This is a genomic window from Streptomyces sp. NPDC015242 (genome assembly GCF_043079125.1).
Taxonomy (GTDB): Bacteria; Actinomycetota; Actinomycetes; order Streptomycetales; family Streptomycetaceae; genus Streptomyces.
Map to the genome: position 1 here is coordinate 253,952 of NZ_JBIBUF010000003.1, position 22,094 is coordinate 276,045.

The 22,094-nt window shown below is 72.4% G+C and carries 20 protein-coding genes; 16 read left to right on the forward strand and 4 right to left on the reverse strand.

The genetic code is table 11. From position 1 onward, the window contains the following. Positions 1-38: 38 nt before the first annotated feature. A complete protein-coding gene (locus tag ACF07N_RS12685) occupies positions 39-1,760 on the reverse strand; it encodes a serine/threonine-protein kinase (protein WP_392112402.1) in 1,722 nt (573 codons plus the stop codon). Positions 1,761-2,002: 242 nt separating this feature from the next. On the opposite strand from ACF07N_RS12685, the gene ACF07N_RS12690 reads away from it, so the two are divergent. Next, positions 2,003-2,728, forward strand: coding sequence for a hypothetical protein (locus ACF07N_RS12690; RefSeq protein WP_392111567.1), 726 nt, complete (start codon positions 2,003-2,005; stop codon positions 2,726-2,728). Between the two features lie 81 nt (positions 2,729-2,809). On the opposite strand, the gene ACF07N_RS12695 is transcribed toward ACF07N_RS12690, so the two are convergent. Continuing rightward, positions 2,810-3,391 (reverse strand): biotin transporter BioY, encoded by a 582-nt coding sequence (locus ACF07N_RS12695; protein WP_392111570.1) that lies wholly within the window; start codon positions 3,389-3,391, stop codon positions 2,810-2,812. A gap of 448 nt (positions 3,392-3,839) precedes the next feature. Between ACF07N_RS12695 and ACF07N_RS12700 the strand changes: the two genes are divergently transcribed. From ACF07N_RS12700 to ACF07N_RS12735, 8 genes are all read left to right on the forward strand, one after another. Beyond that, positions 3,840-5,039 (forward strand): ROK family protein, encoded by a 1,200-nt coding sequence (locus ACF07N_RS12700; RefSeq protein ID WP_392111573.1) that lies wholly within the window; start codon positions 3,840-3,842, stop codon positions 5,037-5,039. A gap of 230 nt (positions 5,040-5,269) precedes the next feature. Continuing rightward, positions 5,270-6,328, forward strand: a complete 1,059-nt coding sequence (locus tag ACF07N_RS12705) for an ABC transporter substrate-binding protein (RefSeq protein WP_392111576.1) — start codon at positions 5,270-5,272, stop codon at positions 6,326-6,328. After that, positions 6,325-7,182: an ABC transporter permease gene (locus ACF07N_RS12710; protein ID WP_392111579.1), complete on the forward strand. Its 858-nt coding sequence runs from the start codon at positions 6,325-6,327 to the stop codon at positions 7,180-7,182. Before ACF07N_RS12705 ends, ACF07N_RS12710 begins: the two co-directional genes overlap by 4 nt. Beyond that, positions 7,158-7,892 carry an ABC transporter ATP-binding protein gene (locus ACF07N_RS12715; protein WP_383327829.1) on the forward strand — a complete coding sequence of 245 codons (735 nt, stop codon included), beginning with the start codon at positions 7,158-7,160 and terminating at the stop codon, positions 7,890-7,892. Before ACF07N_RS12710 ends, ACF07N_RS12715 begins: the two co-directional genes overlap by 25 nt. Next, positions 7,889-9,229, forward strand: a complete 1,341-nt coding sequence (locus tag ACF07N_RS12720; RefSeq protein ID WP_392111582.1) for an LLM class flavin-dependent oxidoreductase — start codon at positions 7,889-7,891, stop codon at positions 9,227-9,229. The genes ACF07N_RS12715 and ACF07N_RS12720 overlap by 4 nt, the downstream gene beginning before the upstream one ends. A gap of 18 nt (positions 9,230-9,247) precedes the next feature. Continuing rightward, positions 9,248-10,141 (forward strand): TauD/TfdA dioxygenase family protein, encoded by an 894-nt coding sequence (locus ACF07N_RS12725; RefSeq protein ID WP_392111585.1) that lies wholly within the window; start codon positions 9,248-9,250, stop codon positions 10,139-10,141. Positions 10,142-10,262: 121 nt separating this feature from the next. Further along, positions 10,263-11,645 (forward strand): amino acid permease, encoded by a 1,383-nt coding sequence (locus ACF07N_RS12730; protein ID WP_392111588.1) that lies wholly within the window; start codon positions 10,263-10,265, stop codon positions 11,643-11,645. Positions 11,646-11,780: 135 nt separating this feature from the next. Next, positions 11,781-12,428, forward strand: a complete 648-nt coding sequence (locus ACF07N_RS12735) for a superoxide dismutase (protein ID WP_392111591.1) — start codon at positions 11,781-11,783, stop codon at positions 12,426-12,428. Positions 12,429-12,544: 116 nt separating this feature from the next. Here the strand turns inward: ACF07N_RS12735 and ACF07N_RS12740 are convergent, their stop codons facing one another. Together ACF07N_RS12740 and ACF07N_RS12745 are read right to left on the reverse strand one after the other, a co-directional pair. Further along, on the reverse strand, positions 12,545-13,168 hold the full coding sequence (locus ACF07N_RS12740; protein WP_392111594.1) for a histidine phosphatase family protein: 624 nt from the start codon (positions 13,166-13,168) through the stop codon (positions 12,545-12,547). A 155-nt stretch (positions 13,169-13,323) separates the two neighbouring features. After that, the gene (locus ACF07N_RS12745; RefSeq protein ID WP_392111597.1) at positions 13,324-14,793 is read right to left on the reverse strand and encodes an FGGY-family carbohydrate kinase; all 1,470 of its coding nucleotides are present in this window, start codon (positions 14,791-14,793) and stop codon (positions 13,324-13,326) included. Between the two features lie 156 nt (positions 14,794-14,949). Here ACF07N_RS12745 and ACF07N_RS12750 point away from each other — a divergent pair, with 156 nt between their 5' ends. From ACF07N_RS12750 to ACF07N_RS12780, 7 genes are read left to right on the forward strand one after another with little or no spacing between them, the layout of a single operon-like run. After that, positions 14,950-16,371 carry an ABC transporter substrate-binding protein gene (locus ACF07N_RS12750; protein WP_392111600.1) on the forward strand — a complete coding sequence of 474 codons (1,422 nt, stop codon included), beginning with the start codon at positions 14,950-14,952 and terminating at the stop codon, positions 16,369-16,371. Between the two features lie 2 nt (positions 16,372-16,373). Next, positions 16,374-17,252, forward strand: a complete 879-nt coding sequence (locus ACF07N_RS12755) for a carbohydrate ABC transporter permease (RefSeq protein WP_383327852.1) — start codon at positions 16,374-16,376, stop codon at positions 17,250-17,252. Further along, on the forward strand, positions 17,249-18,073 hold the full coding sequence (locus tag ACF07N_RS12760; protein ID WP_392111603.1) for a carbohydrate ABC transporter permease: 825 nt from the start codon (positions 17,249-17,251) through the stop codon (positions 18,071-18,073). The genes ACF07N_RS12755 and ACF07N_RS12760 overlap by 4 nt, the downstream gene beginning before the upstream one ends. Further along, a complete protein-coding gene (locus tag ACF07N_RS12765; RefSeq protein ID WP_392111606.1) occupies positions 18,070-19,158 on the forward strand; it encodes an ABC transporter ATP-binding protein in 1,089 nt (362 codons plus the stop codon). Before ACF07N_RS12760 ends, ACF07N_RS12765 begins: the two co-directional genes overlap by 4 nt. Continuing rightward, a complete protein-coding gene (locus ACF07N_RS12770) occupies positions 19,155-19,979 on the forward strand; it encodes a DeoR/GlpR family DNA-binding transcription regulator (RefSeq protein WP_383327861.1) in 825 nt (274 codons plus the stop codon). Before ACF07N_RS12765 ends, ACF07N_RS12770 begins: the two co-directional genes overlap by 4 nt. Continuing rightward, positions 19,957-21,045 carry an ABC transporter ATP-binding protein gene (locus ACF07N_RS12775; RefSeq protein WP_392111609.1) on the forward strand — a complete coding sequence of 363 codons (1,089 nt, stop codon included), beginning with the start codon at positions 19,957-19,959 and terminating at the stop codon, positions 21,043-21,045. The genes ACF07N_RS12770 and ACF07N_RS12775 overlap by 23 nt, the downstream gene beginning before the upstream one ends. Continuing rightward, positions 21,042-22,073 carry a 2-hydroxyacid dehydrogenase gene (locus tag ACF07N_RS12780; protein WP_392111612.1) on the forward strand — a complete coding sequence of 344 codons (1,032 nt, stop codon included), beginning with the start codon at positions 21,042-21,044 and terminating at the stop codon, positions 22,071-22,073. The genes ACF07N_RS12775 and ACF07N_RS12780 overlap by 4 nt, the downstream gene beginning before the upstream one ends. Positions 22,074-22,094: the final 21 nt, after the last annotated feature.

A 22,094-nucleotide genomic window follows, 5' to 3' on the forward strand; every position in this document is an offset into this window, starting at 1 on the left:
CGTTCGCCGTTCCCGTCCGGACGGCAGGGCCCGTGGTCCTAGAGCACCGTGAAGCTGTCCTTGACCCTGCCGTAGACGCGCAGGGCCTCGTCCTCGGCCGCCGCGTCGTACCAGGTGTTGACCTGGTACGACTTCCCGCGCACGGTGAAGCCGAGCAGGCGGGCGTGCCAGTGGACGTCCTTCAGCGTGAACGTGTACTCCCAGACCACCGCCGGGTGGCCGCGGAACGCCGTCTCCTCCAGGCGGATCTTGCGGTAGTCCTGGCCCTGCTGGGCGTCGCGCTCCGAGGTGCGCCAGGTCTCCAGGAGGTCGCCGCGGGCCAGGGACGACTTGCCGACGAGTTCCTGGGAGCCGTCCGGGGCGGTGTAGTGCACCTCCGCGCCCGTCTTCACGTCCCGCCGCCAGCCGTCGGGGGTCGCCCAGGCGAAACCGCCCGCCTCCCGGTGCGCGCCGGGCGGCAGGCTCCGCGGCCTGGCGGTTCCCCCGACGGTGGGTGAGGACGAGGGCGACGTGCCGGGGGACGCGGTCGCCGTGGAGCCCGCGCGGCTCGTCTTCCCGTCCGGTGGGGTGGCGGACGTGGCCAGCAGGATGCCCACGACCGTGCCAGCGGTGGCGACCGTGGCCGCCGCGGCCGTGAGCACCGTGCGGCGGCGGTGACGGGCCGTCGTGCGGGCACCGGGGGTGGCGGGGCCCGGGAGTTCACCCGGCGGCATCGGCGCGGGGGGCGGCACCGGCGCGGGGTGGGGGCGGCGCTCGGTCTCCGCCTGGGCGCGGGTGAGGGAGACGGGGCGGGGGGCGGGGCCGGTGGTGAGGGGGGCGGGGTGGTCGGGGGCGGGGTCGTGGCCGGGATCCGGGTCAGGGACGGGATCCGGGTCAGGGACGGGCGTGAAGTCCGGCCCCGGCGGGCCGGGACGCTCCCTGCCCACCGCCACCGTGGGCGTCGGCACCGGGAACGCCACCGGTTCCAGGACCGTTTCCAGCTCCTCCAGGGTCGGGCGGGTCGCCGGCTCCTTCTCCAGGAGGGACGCGAGGACGCCGCGCAACGGGCCCGCGGCGGCGGGGAGGTCGGGCTCCTCGTAGAGGACCGCGTGCAGGGTGGCCAGCGTGGTGCCGCGGGAGAACGGGGAGCGGCCGCCGAGGGCCGCGCAGAGGGTCGCGCCGAGGGACCAGACGTCGGACGGCGGGCCCTGGGGGCGGCCGGAGACGCGCTCGGGAGCCATGTAGTCGGGCGAGCCGACCAGCATGCCCACCATGGTGAGCGCCTTGGCGTCCTGGATCGCGGCGATGCCGAAGTCCGTGAGGACCACGCGACGGCGCTGGGCGCGGGAGCCCGGGGCCGGGGCGGCGCCCTCGGCCCGTCCGGGTCCGGCCCCCGCGTCCGCGCGCTCCACCAGGACGTTCCCGGGCTTGATGTCCCGGTGCAGCACGCCCCGTTCGTGCACCTGCCGCAGCGCCGCGACCAGGCCGAGCCCGATCCGCGCCGTCTCGCAGGGGCCGAGAGGGCCTTCGTCCGCGAGGACGCGTTCCAGGGAGCGGCCGGCGACCAGCTCCATGACGATCCACAGGCGTTCGCCCTCGTCGACGACGTCGTAGATCCGTACGACGTTGGGATGGTCGATGCGGGCCGTGGCCCTGGCCTCGCGCAGGGTCCGTTCGCGGCGCGTCCTGCTGTCCTCCGCGTCGGACCCGTCGATGCGCATTTCCTTGACGGCGACCTGCCGGTCGAGTATTTCGTCGGCGGCTCGCCACACCCGCCCCATTCCCCCCTGGCCGATACTCTCGACCAACCGATAGCGTCCCGTCACCAATTTCCCTGGAACACCGCCGCTGTTCGCATTCCCCGGCAATCCGCTGCACCCCCTCCACGACGCCGCGACCGACTCCAGTGAAACACAACGGTCACACTTCGCGCCGCACCAGGATAGTGCGGTGAAATCTTGTGGTACCTCTTTCAGTGCTGCGAGTTCAGGCGCAGTCCAGGGGGACGCAAGGGGGGACGAACATGAGTTCTCGTCGTACGGCCGTGGTCATGGGATCGCTGGTCGCGGCATCATTCTCAACGGTGCTGATCCTTTCCGGCACCGCCGGCGCACAGGACGAAGGGCCCGCGAGCGGCAAGGGGGGAAAGGTCGTCGACGAGGCACCGAGCGGGGTGGAGCTCACCACGCTGCTGCCCGGGAGGATCTCGGTCGACAATGGCTCCGAAAAGACGGCAATAACCGCCACGGTGAAGAACGAGGGGACCAAGGACAGCGGAAAGATCAGGCTGCTGGTCGTCGGTTTCGACGGGCTTGTGGTCAAGAGCGTCGAAGGGTGTTCCGCGATAGCCGAAAAGGACCTTCCGGAGGGTTCGAACAGCGGTTTCGCATGCCCACTCGACCATCTCGCGGCGGGTGAGTCGAAGTCGTACGCCGTCGACGCGACGTACGACCTGGGCAAGACCGGGAAGATCTGTCTGCCCGTTCAGACGGGCGACGGGAAGAAGACGTTCTGGCAGCAGGGCCCGGTGCCCTTCGGCACCGCCAATCCGTCGCCGGACGCCCCGGCCACTCCCCTGCTGCTCGGCACGGACAACGAGCCGGCGGGTCCGGGCGGCAAGGAGCTGCCCAGGACGGGCCCGGCGCGTGAACTGCTGCCGCTGGGCGCGGCCGGTGCCTCGCTGCTGGCTGCGGGTGCGGCCGGTCTGTGGTGGTCGCAGCGGCGGCGGCCGGGGGTGCGGGAGAGCTGATCCGGCCAGGCGCGGGACGCACACGGAAAGAGGCCCGCCGGGACGGTTCGTCCCGGCGGGCCCCCTACGACTCCCGCGCGCTCAGCGCTTGTTCGCGAACTTCCACGCCGTCGGCAGCGCGCCCATCGCCAGCGCCGCCTTCAGCGCGTCACCGATGAGGAACGGCGTGAGACCCGCGGCGATCGCGGCGGTCGCGGACATGCCGGTGGCCAGGGCCAGGTAGGGCACGCCGACGGCGTAGATGATCGCCTCGCCCACGAGCATCGTGCCGGCCATGCGCCACACCGAGCGGTCCGCGCCGCGGCGGGCCAGGGCGCCCACGACGGTCGCGGCGAGGATCATGCCGAGGATGTAGCCGAAGGAGGGGGCGACGCCGGAGGAGGCACCCGCGAACCACGGCACCCCGGCGAGGCCCGCCACCGCGTACAGCGCCAGGGCCAGGAAGCCGCGGCCGGCGCCGAGGGACGTGCCGACGAGCAGCGCGGCGAAGGTCTGGCCGGTCACCGGCACCGGGGAGCCCGGCACGGGCACGGAGAGCTGGGCGGCGAGGCCGGTGAGCGCGGCGCCGCCCAGCACGAGGGCCGCGTCCCGGACACGGGAGGCGGGGAGCAGGTCGGCGAGGACCTGTCCGGTGCGGGCGGATGTGGCGGCGGCGGTGCTCATGGGGACTCCGCGAGGGTGAGGGCCGGTGGGACACCGTGACGCTATCCCAGCGCCCTCGGCCGGATCACCGTCAGCGGTCGACAAAGGCGCGAACCGGGGCTTGGTCGGCTCCGTACAAAGAATGCGGGTTACACCGAGTACGGCGTGACGCCGGTCACGGTGCTCGGGTGCCGTGGGGCACGAGAGGGGCACGGAAGTCGTCTGTAGGTTTCCCCCAAAGGCGCCCGGCCCGCCGTCTCGCCCGTCGGTCGCCGTCTGGGCAGCCCCGGGCCGTTTTGCTAGCGTCGCGGACATGGATGCCCAGGCCCGGTTCTTCTCGCAGCGTCGGTACGTCGACCTGCGTCGCCAGGGCACGGCCACCTGTCGCCGCCCGGTGTGAGGCGGGGCGGACGGATCCGGCTCGCCGCACGAGACGGCGCAGTGTCGGACCGGCCCCAGGAAGACTCCCATGCCCCGTACCGCGGCTCCCCTTGTGACCTCCCCCATCCCCCGTGTCGCCGACAGCGACCGGCGGCGCACCAGTGCGAGCGTCGTCCTGCGGTCCGTGCTGGAGCACGGGCCGGTCGCGCGCAGCACCATCGCCCGGCTCACCGGTCTGTCGCCGGCGTCGGTGACCGACTACTGCGCCCGCTTCGCCGAGTTGGGCCTGATCCGCGAGTCCGCCGTGCTGCGGCGTTCCAAGGGGGTGGGGCGGCCGCACCTGCCGGTCGACCTGGACGACTCCCGGTTCGTCGTGGGCGGGGTGCACGTGGCGGTGCCGCACACCACGGTCGCGCTGCTGGATTTGCGCGGGCGCGTGGTGGCACGGCGCGAGCTGAAGCACGAGGGCACCGAGCCCGCGCGGGTGCTGGCCGGGGCCGCCGAAGGGCTGGCGGCGCTGCTCGGCCGGGCCGCGAACAGCACGGCCCTGAGCGTGGGTTTCGCGGCGGGCGGCTGGGTGGACCGGGACTCGGGCACCGTCGTGGAGCATCCGCTGCTGGGCTGGCGTGAGGTGCCGGTGCGCGAGCTGCTCGGCGCGCGCACCGGGCTGCCGGTGCATGTGGACGGGCACGCGCGGGCGCTGGTCAACGCGGAGCGGCTGTTCGGGCGGGCCCGGGGCAGCCGGAGCCTGCTGCACCTGTTCGCGGGCAACGTGGTCGACGCGGCCTTCGCCACCCATGACGAGGTGCATCACGGGCCGCGCTCCCAGGCCGGGGCCATCGCCCATCTGCCGGTGCCGGGCGGCACGGAGCGCTGCGACTGCGGCCGGACAGGCTGCCTGCAGGCCGAGTTGAGCGAGCGGACCCTGTGCCGACGGGCCCGTGCGGCGGGGGTCGCCGACGGGGCGAACCCGCTGCACGTGGTCGGTGCGGCGGCGGCCGGTGACGCGGTGGCGGCCGGGATGCTGCTGGAGCGCTCGCGGCGGCTGGGCCGCGCGGTGGGGCTCCTGCTGGACGTGCTCAATCCGGAACGGGTGGTCGTGACGGAGATCGGGGTCATGTACCGGGAGGACTGCCTCGCGGCCGTGCGCGAAGAGGTCGGACCCGGTCGCGCCGGGATCGTCTCAGCCATCAGCTTCCCGGATTCCGTCCTGGCCGTGGCCGGTGGTTCGGTGGCGCTCGACGTGCTCTACCGGGATCCGCTGGCCGCTTCACCTGAGGCTATTTAATTCAGAAACTCGGAATGTTGACAGCGCGGTCCACTGGCCAGGAACATCCTGGTCATGAGCCCGCTCACGAGCTGTCGCACCCTCTGTTGCTGACCCGTTGACGCGCCCCCGGCGCCCCTTCAGGGAGCGCCTTCTCCTTTCTTTGTGACATTCGCGTGAATTCCCAGACGCCCTTTGCCTTGCCCGGAATTCCGCGCGCTGTGCCCTCTTCCATCTCCAGGGAGTCACCCATGCCCTCTCCCCCTGTCCCCGGACTCGACCGTCGTCTGTTCCTGACCTCACTGCTCGGCGTGACGGCCGCGGCGGCCGGACTGAGCGGCTGCGCGGACGGCAGCGCCGCGGCCGACGAGACGGCTGCCGACGCTCCCCTGGCCACGAAGGTCCCCGCGGGGACGAGCCTGAAGATCGCCTCGTACCAGAACGCGCAGCAACTCCAGTTCCGGCTGGCCGGGTTCGACGAATTGCCGTTCACGGTGTCCGACTGGCTGAACATCGGCGCGGGCCCGGACGTCATCAACGCCTTCCGCGCCAAGTCCCTGGATGTGGCCAACAACGCCGGCATCCCGCCGATCCAGGCGCACTACCAGGGCTTCGACGCGAAGATCGTCGCGATCAACATCACGCGCAAGCCCAACTACCTCTTCGCGACCAAGCCCGGCAGCGACATCCGCACGGTCGCCGGCTTCAAGGGCAGGCGGCTCGCCTTCTCCCAGGGCCAGGCGCAGGGCGTCGTCCTGCTGCGGGCGCTGAAGCAGGCCGGGCTCGCGTACGACGACGTGGAGCTGGTGCCGCTGACCAGCAACCAGTTCCTCACCGCGCTGCAGTCCGGGCAGGTGGACATCGCGCCGCTCGCCAACACGCAGGCGCCCGCATACCTGACGCAGTACAAGTCCGCCCGCACGATCAGGACCGACGTGGTGGACCTGCTCAGCGTGCTGTGGGCGCCGGTGTCGGTGCTGAACGACCGGGCGAAGGCCGCCGCGGTCGCCGCGTACATCCCGTACTGGGCGAAGGCCCAGGTGTGGACGTACGAGCACCCCGAGGAGTGGAACGAGCGGTTCTACGTGGGGACGCAGAACCTGACCCTCGCGCAGGCGAGGGCGGTGACCGCGCTGGGCAACAAGCCGCTGTTCCCGCCGCGCTGGGACGAGGCGATCCGGTGGGAGCAGGAGACGGCGGATCTGCTCGCGGAGGGCGGCTTCGTGAAGAAGTTCGACGTCTCCGGGCTGTTCGACCACCGCTTCGAGTCGCTCGCGGCCGAGGCCGTGCCGGCGGAGTACCGGAGGTGAGCGCCGTGACCACGACCACGCACACGACCGGCGCCGCCCCGCTCGCCCCTGCCGAGGAGGCGCACCAGGTGCGCAGGCGCCGGCGGCTGGCTCCCGGCCGGCGGCTGCCGGCCACCCGGCTCGTCGGTCCCGTCGCCGTCCTCGTCCTGTGGATCGCCGCCTCCGCGGCCGGGCTGCTGGACCCGGGGGCGATCCCCGCGCCGTGGACGGTCCTGGAGACGGGCACGCGCCTGTGGACCGACGGCACGCTGCCGGACGACATCCTGACCTCGCTGCGGCGCGCGGCGAGCGGGTTCGCGATCGGCCTGACCGGCGGGATCCTGCTCGCGCTGGCCTCGGGGCTCACCCGGACCGGCGAGGCGCTGATCGACGGCACCGTGAACCTGAACCGGGCCATCCCCACCCTGGGCCTGATCCCGTTGTTCATCCTGTGGCTGGGCATCGGCGAGACCTTCAAGATCGCCATCATCGCGATCGTCGTCTACATCCCGATCTACCTCAACACGCATGCCGCGCTCTCCGGCATCGACAGCCGGTTCGTCGAACTGGCCGAGGTGCAGGGCCTGTCGAAGCTGCGGTTCATCCGCGAGGTCGTCATCCCCGGCGCACTGCCCGGATTCTTCGTGGGGCTGCGGCTCGGCGTGACCGGCTCCTGGCTGGGCCTGGTGGTGCTGGAGCAGATCAACGCCACCAGCGGGCTCGGCTACCTGATGTTCCAGGCGCAGAACTACGGCCAGACGGACGTCATCCTCGTCGGCCTGGTCGTCTACGGCGTCTTCGGCCTGGTCTCCGACAGCGCGGTCCGTCTCGTCGAACGGAGGGTGCTGTCATGGCGCCGCACACTGAGCAGCTGACCCGCCCCGCCGTGCAACTGCGCGGCCTGACGCGCTCGTTCGACGGCCGCACGGTCCTCGACGGCATCGACCTGGACCTGCCCGCCGGCCAGCTCACGGCCCTGCTCGGGCACAGCGGCTCCGGCAAGAGCACACTGCTGCGGGCGATCGCCGGGCTCGACCACGGCGTCACGGGAAGCGGGCAGCTCACCGCGCCCGAGCGGGTGTCGGTCGTCTTCCAGGACTCCCGGCTGCTGCCCTGGCGGCGGGTGCTGGACAACGTGCTCCTCGGAGCCGAGGGCAAGGACGCCGGGCGCCGGGGCCGGGCGGCCCTGGAGGAAGTGGGACTGAAGGGCCGCGAGCGGGCCTGGCCGGGCGAGCTGTCCGGCGGGGAGGCCCAGCGCGCCGCGCTGGCCCGCTCGCTGGTGCAGCAGCCGGAACTGCTGCTGGCCGACGAGCCGTTCGGGGCGCTCGACGCCCTCACCCGGATCCGGATGCACGGGCTGCTGCGGGAGCTGTGGGAGCGCCACCGGCCCTCGGTGCTGCTGGTCACCCACGACGTGGACGAGGCGATCGTGCTCGCCGACCGGGTGCTCGTCCTGGAGCAGGGCCGGATCGGCCTCGACCTGACCATCGACCGCCCGCACCCGCGGTCGTACCGCGACCCCCTGCTCGGCGAGTACCGGGAGCGGCTGCTGGCCGCGCTCGGAGTCACGGAGGACCACCGATGACCCGCGGACGGCTGCACCTGAACGCGTTCCTGATGAACACCGGCCACCACGAGGCGTCCTGGCGGCTGCCGGAGAGCGACCCGTACGCGAGTGTCGACCTGGCCCACTATGTGCGGCTCGCGCGGATCGCGGAACGGGGCACCTTCGACTCGCTGTTCCTGGCCGACGGCCCGCAGTTGTGGAGCAGCGTGGCGCAGCGGCCCGCCGGGGCGCTGGAGCCGATCACGCTGCTGACCGCGCTGGCGACGGCCACCGAGCACATCGGCCTGATCGCCACGGCGTCCACCTCGTACAACTCGCCCTACAACCTGGCCCGCAAGTTCGCCACGCTGGACCACCTCAGCGGCGGCCGGGCGGGCTGGAACATCGTCACCACCGCCGGTGCCGAGGCCGCCCGCAACTTCGGCCTGGACGCCGAGCCGGCGCACGCCGAACGGTACGCGCGGGCCGCCGAGTTCCTCGACGTGGCGTTGAAGCTGTGGGACAGCTGGGAGGACGACACGATCGTCGCCGACAAGGCGGCGGGCGTGTGGGGCGACGACACGAAGATCCACCCGCCCCGGCACCGGGGCCGCTTCTTCAGCGTCGAGGGCGCGCTCAACGTGCCCCGCTCCCCGCAGGGTTACCCGCTGCTGGTGCAGGCCGGGTCCTCCGAGGACGGCAAGCGGTTCGCCGCCCGGTACGCGGAGGCCGTGTTCACCGCGCAGCAGACCGTCGAGGACGCGCGGACCTTCTACGCCGACCTCAAGGCCCGCACGGTCGCGGCCGGCCGGGACGCCGGGCATCTCAAGGTGCTGCCGGGGATCGTCCCGGTGATCGGCTCGACCGAGGCCGAGGCGCGGGCGCACGAGCTGGTCCTGGAGGACCACATCGTGCACACGCACGGTGTGCGCCAGCTGGAACGGCTGCTGCACCTGGACCCGGGCACCCTCGACCTGGACCGCCCGCTCCCCGCCGATCTGCCGCCGGAGAGCGCCATCGAGGGCGCCAAGAGCCGTTACACGCTGGTCGTCGAGCTGGCCCGGCGCGAGGGGCTCACCGTCCGGCAGCTGATCGGGCGGCTCGGCGGCGGGCGCGGACACCTCACCTTCGCCGGGACACCCGAGCAGGTCGCCGACACGATCCAGCTCTGGTTCGAGTCGGGCGCGGCCGACGGCTTCAACATCATGCCCGCGGTGCTGCCGTCCGGCCTGGAGGCCTTCGTCGACCACGTCGTCCCGCTGCTGCGCGCCCGCGGCCTGCTGCGCACCGAGTACGGCGCCCGCACCACCCTGCGCCGGCGCTACGGCCTGCCGCGCCCCGCCAACCAGCACGTCCTCGCCCCCGCCCTCGTCTGACCTGGAGAGGAATCCGTCATGGCCATCGAGATCCACAAGATCACCGCGCACATCGGCGCCCGCGTCGAGGGCGTCGACCTCACCCGGCCCCTCGACCAGGAGACCGTCACGGCCCTGCGCGAGGCGCTCAACGCCCACAAGGCCCTCGTCCTCGACGCCGAGGGCCTGGACGACGCGGGCCAGCAGGACTTCGCCCGGCACTTCGGCGACATCACCACCGCCCACCCGACGGTGGCCGCCGTCGACGGCGCCCCGAACGTGCTGCCCGTGGACAGCGAGGGCGGCCGGGCCGCCAACCACTGGCACACCGACGTCACCTTCGTCCTGAACCCGCCGCAGGCCACCAGCCTGCGCAGCATCACCGTCCCGCCCTACGGCGGCGAGACGCTGATCGCCAGCTCGGCCGCCGCGTACCGGGCCCTGCCCGAGCCGCTGCGAAGCCTCGCGGACACGCTGTGGGCGGAGCACACCAACGACTACGACTACGCCGTGCCGGACGAGGACGTCGACGAGGACCAGGCGGCCCGGCGCGCCGAGTTCACGTCGATCACGTACCGCACGGTCCACCCGGTGGTCCGCGTCCACCCGCTCACCGGCGAGCGGGGGCTGTTCATCGGCGGCTTCGCCCAGCGGATCGTGGGCCTCTCACCCGGCGAGTCCCGCAGGATCCTCGATCTGCTGCAGGCGTACGTGACCCGGCCGGAGCACGTCCTGCGCCACCGCTGGTCGCCGGACCAGCTCGTCCTGTTCGACAACCGGATCACCCAGCACTACGCCGTCGACAACTACGACGGCCTGCCGCGCCGGCTGCACCGGGTGACCGTCGCCGGGGACGTCCCGGCCGGGATCGAGGGCAAGCAGAGCTACGTCATCGAGGGCGACGCCTCGCACTACACGCCGGTCGCCGCGTAGCCACGCTGAGCGACACGGACGTCCACATCGTGGGATGCCTCTCCGCCCGGGCGGGGAGGCGTCCGAGACTGGCGGCGTTTTTGCCCTCGTACGCACCTCACGCATTGGACGAGCCGCGCCCATGCCCAGCAGCACCACCCAGGAGACGCCGACCGGCACGGACGGCGTCTCCCTCTCCCACGGCCTGAAGCAGCGCCACCTGTCGATGATCGCCCTCGGCGGGGTGATCGGCGCCGGTCTGTTCGTCGGCTCCGGGGCCGGCATCGCCGCCGCCGGCCCGTCGATCGTCGTCGCCTACGCCCTCTCCGGCCTCCTGGTGATGCTGGTGATGCGGATGCTCGGCGAGATGTCGGCCGCGTATCCCTCGTCGGGCTCGTTCTCGGCGCACGCCGAGCGGGCGATCGGCCCCTGGGCCGGGTTCACGGCCGGCTGGGCCTTCTGGGTACTGCTGTGCACGGCCGTCGGCCTGGAGGGCATCGGCGCCGCGAAGATCGTCAGCGGCTGGCTGCCGGGCACGCCGGAGTGGGCGTGGGTGGCGCTGTTCATGCTCGTCTTCTGCGGCACGAACCTCGCGGCGGTGAAGAACTTCGGCGAGTTCGAGTTCTGGTTCGCGGCGCTGAAGGTCGCCGCGATCACGCTGTTCCTGGTGCTGGGCGTCCTGGCGATCCTCGGCGTCCTGCCCGGCACCGACTCCCCCGGCGCGAGCAACCTCACCGACTTCCTGCCCAACGGCGGCGAAGGACTGGTCATCGGCCTGCTCGCCTCCGTCTTCGCCTACGGCGGCCTGGAGACGGTGACGATCGCCGCGGCCGAGTCGGAGAACCCCGTCCAGGGCGTGGCGCGCGCGGTGCGCACCGCGATGTGGCGCATCGCGCTGTTCTACATCGGCTCGATGGCGGTCATCGTCACCCTGGTGCCCTGGGACTCGAAGGAGGTCGTCGAGAAGGGCCCGTACGTCGCCGCCCTCGACGAACTCGGCATCCCCGGCGCCGGGCAGCTGATGAACGTGGTCGTGCTGGTGGCCCTGCTGTCCGCGATGAACGCCAACATCTACGGGGCCTCCCGCATCGCCTACTCACTGGTGGAGCGCGGCCAGGGCCCGAAGGGGCTCGGCCGGGTCTCGGGCGGGGTGCCGCGGATCGCGGTCCTGGCCTCCTCGGTGTTCGGGTTCCTGTGCGTGCTGCTGAGCTACTGGCGGCCGAACGACGTCTTCGCCTGGCTGCTGAACATGATCGGCGCGGTGATCCTCGTCGTGTGGATCTTCATCGCCGTCTCGCAGCTGCGGCTGCGCCGCCGGCTGGAGCGCGAGGCGCCCGGGAAGCTCGTCGTGCGGATGTGGGCGTTCCCGTGGCTGACGTGGCTCGCGCTGGCCGGGATGGCCGCCGTGTTCGTCCTGATGGCCCGGGAGCCGGACACGCGGGTGCAGCTGTACTCGACGGGCGGGATGACCCTGGCCCTGGCGGCCGTCGGGTACGCCTGGCAGAAGGCGCGCGCCCGGCGGTAGGGATCTCGGCGCCGGAAGAAGGCCCCCGCGACACGCGGGGGCCTTTTCGTATGCCCGGGGCACCCGTCACGGATTCTTGCTGCTAGCGTGCAGTTGCAACAGACTTGCAATAAGAGGTCCGGAGGGGAACCCGCCATGCCCGTCTACACGCTGCCCGACCTGCCGTACGACTACGCGGCACTCGCCCCCGTCATCAGCCCCGAGATCATCGAGCTGCACCACGACAAGCACCACGCGGCCTATGTGAAGGGCGCCAACGACACGCTGGAGCAGCTCGCCGAGGCGCGGGACAAGGAGGCCTGGGGGTCGATCAACGGGCTGGAGAAGAACCTGGCCTTCCACCTGTCCGGGCACATCCTGCACAGCATCTACTGGCAGAACATGACCGGTCCGAAGGAGGGCGGCGGGGAGCCGCTCGCGCAGGACGGCGTGGGCGAGCTCGCGGACGCGATCACCGAGTCCTTCGGCTCCTTCGCCCGTTTCAAGGCCCAGCTGTCCAAGGCCGCCGCGACCACGCAGGGCTCCGGCTGGGGCGTGCTCGCCCACGAGCCGCTGAGCGGGCGGCTGATCGTGGAGCAGGTCTACGACCACCAGGGCAACGTCGGCCAGGGCGCGACCCCGATCCTGGTCTTCGACGCCTGGGAGCACGCCTTCTACCTGCAGTACCGCAACCAGAAGGTGGACTTCATCGAGGCCATGTGGCAGGTCGTGAACTGGCAGGACGTCGCCCGGCGCTACGCGGCCGCGAAGTCCCGCACCGACGTGCTGCTGCTCGCCCCCTGAGGCTTCGAGGCCTCCCCTGAAGCGTCCTGCCTCGTGATCGTCTTCTCACCCTTCACGACCGGCAGGCGGAGAGAAGAAGACCCCCGCGAGGACAGGACTCGCGGGGGTCTTCCGCGCTACGGCAGGTCCGGATCGCACGGCACGTTGAGGGAGAGAAGCGCGGCGGACCCGTCGGGACGCATGAGCAGTTCGCTGATCGCCGCGTTCCGCAGCCGCGGGAACACCCTGCGGTACTCCCGTGCCGGGATCGACAGCAGGCCGCACAGCACCAGGCGGAGCAGGGTGTTGTGGGCGACGACCAGCACGCGTCCGCCGGGGTGGGAGGCGGCGATCTGCCGCAGTGCCCGCACGCCCCGGGCCGTTGCCGCCGCCGGGTCCTCGGCACCGGGGAAGGAGTGCGCCACCGGGTCGGCCCGGTAGGCGGCGGCCCACTCCGGGTCCTCGGCCTCGAACTCGGCGAGCGTGCGGCCCTCGACCACGCCGAAGTCGCATTCGCGCAGGTCCGGTTCCAGCTGAGGGGTCAGTCCGAGGGCACGGCAGGCGGGGTCGGCGGTGGCGACGGCCCGGGACAGCGGGGACGTGCGGATCGCGTCGACCGGATGGGCCGCGGCCCAGCGGCCGAGGGCCTCGGCCTGGGCGCGGCCGGTGTCGGTGAGGCCGATGTCGCTGACGCCGGCGTAGCGGTTCTCGGCGTGCCAGACGGTCTGCCCGTGACGGGCCAGCAGGAGGGTCGTGGTCATGGGGCGGTCCGTTCGCGTGCGGTGGGGTGGTGGGTGCGGGGCGACGCCGTCCCGGGCGGCCCGTCGGCGTCAGGCGGCATCGGGCCGCCCGGCACCGCGGTGCCGGGCCGCTCCGGGGTCCTGGTCATGCCTCCCCCGCGTCCGGTCGGTCCTCGTCATGCTTCCCCGGCCTCCGGGTGCAGCCGGGCCCGGGCGTGTTCCGCCACCGGAGCGGGGAGCCAGCCGTGGTCCCGGAGGGCGTCGACGAGACGCGCGTACGGCTCGGCGAAGGCCGCCGTGCGGCCGGGGCGGGGTTCGAGGACGGTCCGCACGCGGACCATGCGCTCGGCGACGTCCGCCAGGGCCCCGGTGCCCGACGCCCCGTGGGCGGCCAGCGCCGCCATGCCCAGGGCGGGTTCGGTCTGTTCGGGGACGCGGGCCGCACGGCCCAGGATGTCGGCGCGCAGCTGGTTCCAGTACGGGCTGCGCGCGCCGCCGCCGGTGAAGGTGAGCGGGCCGTCGAGGGGGGCGCCGAGGTGGTGCAGGTAGTCCAGGCACAGCCGTTCCGCGAAGGCGACGCCCTGGAGCAGCGCGGCCCACCGGTCGGCGTCGTCCGCCGGGTCGCCGAGCAGGAGGGAGGTGGCCTGCGGCGCCCGGAACGGGAAGCGCTCCCCCGGTGAGACGAGGGGATAGGCCACCGCGCCCGACGGCTCGTACGCCACCGCCCGCTCGTCCATCGCGGCGGGGTCGGCGCCCGGGAAGTGCGCCGCGAGCGCACCGGCCCCGACGCTGGAGGCCCCGCCGGGCAGCCAGGTGCCGTCCGGGGCGCGGTGGTTGTAGACCACGCCCGCCGGGTCCCGGACCGGGTCGCGGGCCGCGCCCTTGAGCACGAGGGTCGTGCCGAGCACCGAGTTCCAGGAGCCGGGCCGCAGCGCGCCCGAGGCGATCTGAGCCGCGCAGCCGTCGGTCATCCCGGCGAACACCGGCGTGCCGGCGGGGATGCCGGTGGCGTCGGCGGCGGCCCGGCCGACCTCGCCGAGCCTCGCCCCGGGGCGTACGACCTCGGGCAGCAGGCCCTCGGGGACGCCCAGTCCGTCCAGGGCCCCCTCCGGCCAGGACGCGTGCTCGACGTCGTAGCCCGTCTTCAGGGCGTGGCTGGAGTCGGCCGGGGGCGGGCTGCCGGTGAGGCGGGTGATGACCAGGTCGGGCTGGTGGGCGAGGCGCAGGCCCGGGCCGTACTCCCGGAGCAGCCACAGGGCCTTGGGCAGCGCCCAGGTGTCCTGGACCGCGAGCCCGGCCTCCCGGACCCGGGCCGCCTCCCGCGCCGCGCGCCCGTCGTCGTACATCAGCGCCGGGCCGGCGGGCCGGCCCGAGGCGTCCGTCAGCAGCACCGTGCCGGACGTGCCGCACACCGCGAGCCCGCCGACCGGCGTGCCGGGGGGCGCGGCGCCGAGGGCCGCCCGGGACGCCGTGCACAGCGCGGCCCACCAGCGCAGCGGGTCCTGCTCGTGCCGCACCCCGTCCCGGCGCCCGGTCAGCGGGGCCGAGCCGCTGCCGAGGACCGTGCCGTCGGCGGTGACGAGCAGCACGCGGACGCTCTGCGTGCCGAGGTCGACGCCCAGCCAGGCCGCACCCTCGTCCGCCATCCGGAACCTCCCACACCGTCGCAGCCGGATCTGTGAAGTTCTCACTGTGCCCCGATATTTTCCCGTGCGCGAGGGATTGACGCCCAACTTCGGCCGTTCCACTCTCTGTTAGCGAGTCGACTCGACGTGTTAACCAGGCTCCACGCGGAGGTACGGATGGACACGCACGTGCACGACCGCCGGCGCTTCCTCGCCCTCGCCGCCTCGGCCGCGGCGGCCCCGCTGCTCACGGCCTGCGGCGCCGGTTTCGGCGGGAACGACAGCAAGAGCGACGGGTCCGCGGCCGACGACATCACCGGCTCCTTCGACTGGAAGCGCGAGAAGGGCACGACCGTCAAGGCGCTGCTCAACAAGCACCCCTACACGGACGCCCTCATCGCCGACCTGAAGTCCTTCACCGCGCGGACCGGCATCGAGGTCGAGTACGACGTCTTCCCCGAGGACAACTACTTCGACAAGCTCACCGTCGACCTGTCCAGCGGGCGTGCCTCCTACGACGTCTTCATGCTCGGCGCGTACATGGTGTGGCAGTACGGGCCGCCGGGCTGGCTGGAGGACCTCGGGCCCTGGATGCGCAACTCGGCGGCGACGGGCGCCGAATGGGACCAGGCGGACTTCTTCCCGAACCTCCTCCAGGCCGGCCAGTGGTCGCTGAAGGCGGGCGCGCCGCTGGGGCAGGGCGGGCAGTACGCGCTGCCGTGGGGCTGGGAGACCAACGTCGTCGCCTACAACACCGAGGTGTTCGGCAGGCTCGGCCTGAAACCGGCGGAGTCCTTCGACGAGTTGACCGAACTGGCCGCCACCATCAAGCGGAAGGCGCCGGGCGCCGGCTTCGACGGCATGTACGGGATCGCCGTGCGCGGCTCGCGCAGCTGGGCGACCATCCACCCGGGCTTCATGACGATGTACGCCCGCAACGGGCTGAAGGACTTCACGGTCGGCGGCGGGAAGCTGACCCCCGCGATGAACAGCCCCGAGGCCGTCGCCTTCACCGAGGACTGGGCACGGATGGTGAAGCGCGGCGGGCCGCCGTCCTGGACCTCCTACACCTGGTACCAGTGCTCCAGCGACCTGGGGGCGAAGAAGGCCGGGATGCTGTTCGACGCCGACACGGCCGCCTACTTCCAGGCGGTGAAGGGCGCGAGCCCCGCCTCCGGGAAGATCGCCTTCCACCCCGGCCCGAAGGGCCCGGACGGCTCCCTCGCCACCAACATGTGGATCTGGTCGCTCGGCATGAACGCCAAGAGCAAGAAGAAGAGCGCCAGCTGGCTGTTCCTGCAGTGGGCGACCGGCAAGGAGCACCTGCGCAAGGGCGCGATCACCCACAACCACATCGACCCGGTGCGCAGGTCGGTCGCCGAGGACGCCGCCTACAAGGACAAGATGCGCCACCTGCCCGGCTTCCTTGAGACCTTCGAGACGGTCGTCGACCAGACGAAGATCCAGTTCACCCCGCAGGCGCAGTTCTTCGACGCGACGACCAGCTGGGCCGCCGCCCTCCAGGAGATCTACGGCGGCAAGGACGCACGGCCGGTGCTGGACGGGCTGGCGGACGACCTCGCCGGCAAGGTGGGCTAGCCATGCGGCTCGCGCTGCGCCCGTACCTCCTGATCGTCCCGGCCCTGCTGCTGACCTGCGGGATCCTGTACCCGTTCGGGCTCGGGCTGTACTACACGCTGTTCGACTTCTCGGCGAGCAAACCGCAGCCGGACATGGTGCGGTTCGAGAACTACAGAGCCGTCTTCACCCAGGAGGCGTTCTGGAACTCGGCGTGGGTGACGGTGCTGTACGCGGTCGGGGCGGCACTCACCGAGACCGTGCTCGGCGTGGCCGTCGCCCTACTGCTGCACCGCTCGTCGCGCGTCGGGCGGGTGCTGGAGAAGATCCTGATCCTGCCGCTGATGATCGCCCCGGTGATCGCGGCGATCATCTGGAAGCTGATGCTCCAGCCGTCGGTCGGGGTGGTCAACCACCTGCTGAGACCCTTCGGTCTGGGCGGGGTGCAGTGGACCGACACCCCGACGGGCGCCCTGCTGTCGTCGATCGCCGTGGACGTGTGGGTGTACACGCCGTTCGTGGCGATCCTCGCCCTGGCCGGTCTGCGGTCGCTGCCCGCCTCCCCCTTCGAGGCGGCGGCCGTGGACGGCGCGGGGTGGTGGTACACCTTCCGCCGGCTGACGCTGCCGATGCTGTGGCCGTACGTCCTGGTCGCGGTGATCTTCCGGTTCATGGACTCGCTGAAGGTGTTCGACATCATCTACGCCCTCACCGAGGGCGGGCCGGGCGACTCCACCGTCGTGCTGCAGATCCGGGCGTACCTGGAGGCCATCCGCTTCCAGCGCTACTCCTTCGGGATCTCCTACACGATCGTGCTGTGGGCCGTGGTGTACCTGGCCGCGATGGTCCTGGTGAAGCACCTGGGGAAGATCCAGCGGAAGGCCGCGGAGGTCACCACGTGAGAAGACGTCTGCCCGGGTGGCTGGCGGACGCCGCCCTGATCCTCTACTTCGTCTTCGCGCTGTTCCCGATCGCCTGGATGGTGATCCTGTCGCTGAAGCCGGCGGACCAGCTGTTCTCCACCTACTTCTCCTTCTCGCCCACCCTCGACGGCTACCGGACGGTCCTCGGCGACAGCGAGGGCATCCCGTTCGTGCGGTTCTTCGTCAACAGCCTGGTGGTGTCGGTGGGCGCGGTCGCGCTGTCCCTGCTGGTGGGGCTGCCGGCGGCGTACGCCTCCGCCCGGTGGCGGTTCAAGGGCTCCGAGAACCTGATGTTCACGCTGCTGTCGTTCCGCTTCGCGCCCGAACTGACCGTCATCATCCCGCTGTTCGTGCTCTACCAGAAGCTCGGCCTGTTCGACACGTACGTCGGCATGGTGTGGGTGCTGCAACTGGTGACGCTGCCGCTGATCGTGTGGATCATGCGGTCGTACTTCGCCGACCTGACCCCGGAGCTGGAGCAGGCGGCCCTGCTGGACGGCTACACCCGCAAGCAGGCCTTCTTCAGGGTGGCCCTGCCCCTGGTCAAGCCGGGCATCGCGGCCGTGTCGCTGCTGGCGTTCATCTTCGCCTGGAACAACTTCGTCTTCCCGCTGATCCTCACCTCCAGCGAGGCCCAGACGGTGACCGTGGGCGCCCTGTCCTTCCTCGGCGGTGACCGGCCCAAGTACAACCTCACGGCCGCCGCCGCGCTCGTGTCGGTCGTCCCGCCGCTGCTGCTGGCGCTGACCATCCAGCGCTACCTGGTGCGGGGCCTGTCGTTCGGGGCGGTGAAGTCGTGATCCGGCTCAGCGGGATACGCAAGGCGTACGGGAGGACCGTAGCGCTGGACGGACTCGACCTGGAGGTGCGCGAGGGCGAGTTCTTCTGCCTGCTCGGCCCGTCCGGCGCGGGCAAGACGACGACCCTGAAGACCGTCGCCGGACTCGAACGGCCCGACTCCGGCACGGTCGTGCTCGACGGCGAGGACATGCGGGGTGTCGAGCCGTACGACCGGGGCGTGGCGATGTGCTTCGAGAGCTACGCCCTCTATCCGCACCGCTCCGCCTACGACAACCTCGCCTCGCCCCTGCGCTCGCCCCGGTACCGGCTGCCCGCCGCCGAGGCCCGGCAGCGTATCGGCGCGATCGCCGAACTGCTCGGCATCTCCGCGCTGCTGGACCGTCCCGTCGGGCAGCTGTCCAACGGGCAGCGGCAGCGCGTCGCCCTGGGCCGGGTGCTGGTCCGCCCGGCCCGGGCCTTCCTGCTCGACGAGCCGCTGTCGCACCTCGACGCCAAGCTCCGCCAGCAGATGCGGGCCGAGCTGAAGGCCATCGGGGCCGTGCAGCACACCACCACGCTGTACGTCACGCACGACTCGGTCGAGGCGCTGGCGCTCGGCGACCGCATCGGGGTGATCCGGCGGGGGCGGATCGTGCAGACGGGCCCACGGGAGGAGATCTGGTACCGGCCCCACGACACCGAGGTCGCGCGCGCCTTCGGCCGGCCCCGGATCAATCTGCTGCCGGGTGTGGTGACGGAGGGCGGGGTGCGGTCGGAGGGCGGGGTGGAGCTGCCGGTGCGCGCGCGGGCCGCGGCGGGCACGGACGTGCTCGTCGGCATCCGGCCCCGGGACATCGCCCTCGGCGGCGAGGGCCATGAGCTGGCCGGGACCGTGTACGTCACCGAGGTGCTCGGCCGGTCCGTCGAGGTGACCGTCCGTCTCGGGACCGGGGAGCAGCGGGTGTCGCTGGTCGCGCCCCGGGCGGACGCGGCGCGCCTTCGTCCGGACGATCCGGTACGGCTCGTGGTCCGGCCTGAGAACCTGCTGCTGTTCGAGGCCGACCGGCCGGAACGACCGGGACGACGGATAGAGACACAGCCATGAGCAACAGCAGCGGTGGACAGCAGGGGCCCGCGGCGCGGCAGGCCGCCATGGCCGAGCAGGTGCTGGCCGACGGCTCGGCGACGGCGGCGGAGCTGGCCGAGCGGTTCGGGGTGAGCCTGATGACCATCCACCGGGACCTGGACGAGCTGGAACGGCAGGGCATCGTACGGAAGTTCCGCGGCGGGGTGACCGCGCAGCCGTCGGGGGTCTTCGAGTCGAACGTGCAGTACCGGCTGAAGACGATGCGCGCCGAGAAGGCCGCCGTCGCCGCGCACGCCCTGCGGATGGTGGAGCCCGGCATGGCGATCCTGCTGGACGACTCCACCTCCACCCTGGAGATAGCCAGGCGGCTGCGCGCGGGCGAGGTCACGCCCCTGACGGTCGTCACCAACTTCCTGGAGGCGATCAACCTCCTGGCCGACCAGCGAGGCATCCACCTGATGGCCCTCGGCGGTGACTACGACCCGCTGCACTCCTCGTTCCTCGGGGTGTCGTGCGTGGAGGCGGTCGAGCAGCTGCGGGTGGACGTGTGCTTCGCGTCGACGTCGGCCGTGCACGGGGGTTACGCGTACCACCAGGAGCAGCACATCGTGTCCGTGAAGCGGGCGATGCTCGACGCGGCCGCCCGGAACGTGCTGCTGATCGACCACACCAAGCTCGGCCGGGTCGCCCTGCACCGGGTCGTCCCGCTGTCCCGCTTCGACACGGTCCTGGTGGACGACGGGGCGGCGCCGGAGGCGCTGCGGGATCTGGACGAGCACAAGGTCCGTTACGAGGTTTGCGCGATGAAGGGCGGCCATGACGGGGCTGGAGCTACGTGAGCTGCGCAAGACGTACCGGTCGCGTGGGCGGCCCCCGGTGGACGCCGTCCGCGGGATCGACCTGAGCCTGCGCTCCGGGGAACTGCTCGGGCTGCTCGGGCCGTCCGGCTGCGGCAAGTCGACCACGTTGCGGATGATCGCCGGACTGGAGTCCGTCACCGCCGGGGACATCCTCGTCGGCGGGGCGTCGGTGACCGGACGGCCCGCACAGCAGCGCAACATCGGGGTGGCGTTCGAGAACTACGCGCTGTACCCGCCGCTGTCGGTCGCGGAGAACCTGTCCTTCGGGCTGAAGGCCCGGCGCAGGTCCGCCCGCGGTTCCAGGGGGGACGTCGACCGCAGGGTGCGGGACATCGCCGAACGGGTCGGCCTGACCGGACTGCTGGACGCCCGCCCGGCCGGCCTGTCCAGCGGCCAGAAGCAGCGCGTCGCGCTGGCCCGGGCCCTGATCCGCGAACCGGACGTGCTGCTCCTCGACGAGCCCCTCTCCCACCTGGACGCGGCCCAGCGGGACACCACCCGCCGCGAGCTGAGGCGCATCCAGAAGGACCTCGGGCACACCACCATCCTGGTCACCCACGACCAGGAGGAGGCCCTCTCCCTCGCCGACCGGATCGCCGTGATGCGGGACGGCGTGATCCGGCAGCTCGGCACCCCCTACGAGATCTACGACAGCCCGGCGGACGTGTTCGTCGCGGACTTCGTCGGCGAGCCCGCGATCACCCTGCTGCCCGGGATCGCCGACGGCGACGGTCACGCCCGCCTCTCCGGCGCGGTGCGGATCGCCCTGCCGGTGCCGGTGGAGCCGGGACGCGAGGTGGTGGTCGGCGTCCGTCCCGAGGACGTCCGGCTCACCGGCGACGCCGGCCTGCCCGCCCGGGTCGTCGCCCACGAACCCCTTCTGGAGTCCGGCCTGGCCACCCTCGCCCTCGACGGCGTGGCACGGCATCTGGTCGTCCTGACCGACCCCGAGGTGCGGCTCGCCCACGACGACCGGGTCCGGGTCGCCGCCGACCTCGCACACACCCATGTCTTCGACGCAGAGACAGGAGAGAGCCTGCGATGACTGCCGGGAACAGCGTGCGTGTCGTGGCCGCCGGTGACCACTTCGTCCTGCCCTCGCTGATCGCGCGGGCGGTGGAGCACGAGGTGGAACGGGCCGAGGTGCGGGAACTGCGGCTCGGCTGGCCGCTGGAGCCGTTCGGTCCCGTCGCCGAGGTGCGGGAGGCCTGCGACGCCGAGGACGAGCTGATCGAGGCACTGGCCGGGGCGCCGGTGCTGGTCACGCAGATGGGGCCGGTCACCGAGAAGGTGCTGGCCGCCTGCCCGGACCTGCGGCTGGTCGTGGTGTGCCGGGGCGGGCCGGTCAACGTCAACCTGGACGCGGCGAAGCGGCGCGACGTGCGGGTGTGCTTCGCGCCCGGCCGCAACGCCGCCGCCACCGCCGAGTTCACCCTCGGCCTGATGCTCTGCGCCCTGCGCCGCATCCCCCAGGCCCACGACCCGCTGGTGCGCAGGGGCAGTTGGGAGGGGGCGGCGTACTACACGTACGACGAGAGCGGCTTCGAGCTGGAGGACCTGCCCGTCGGGCTGATCGGGTACGGGGCGGTCGGCAGCCGGGTCGCGCGGGTGCTGTGCGCGTTCGGGGCGCGGGTGATGGTGTACGACCCGTACGTGCACGGCGAGATCCACGGCCTGCGCGTCACCTCGCTCGACGACCTGCTGCGCCGCTCCCGGGTGATCACGCTGCACGCCCGGCTGACGCCCGGGACACGGGGGCTGATCGGCGCCCGGGAGCTGGGCCTGCTGCCGCGTGGCGCGGTGGTGGTGAACGTGGCCCGGGGCCCGCTGCTGGACGAGGCCGCGCTGTGCGACGCGCTGGAGAGCGGTCAGGTGTCGTCGGCGGCGCTCGACACCTACGCGCGGGAGCCGCTGCCGGCGGAGTCCCGGCTGCGGGGGTTCGCCGGCCGCGTGGTGCTCACACCCCACTTGGGCGGCGCCTCGCGCGCGGTGGCGGAGAAGGCCGCGCGGATCGCCGCCGAAGAGGTGGGCCGCTGGGTGCGGGGAGAGCCGCTCGCGCACTGTCTGACCTGAGGACCCGGAGGAGGAAGCCGC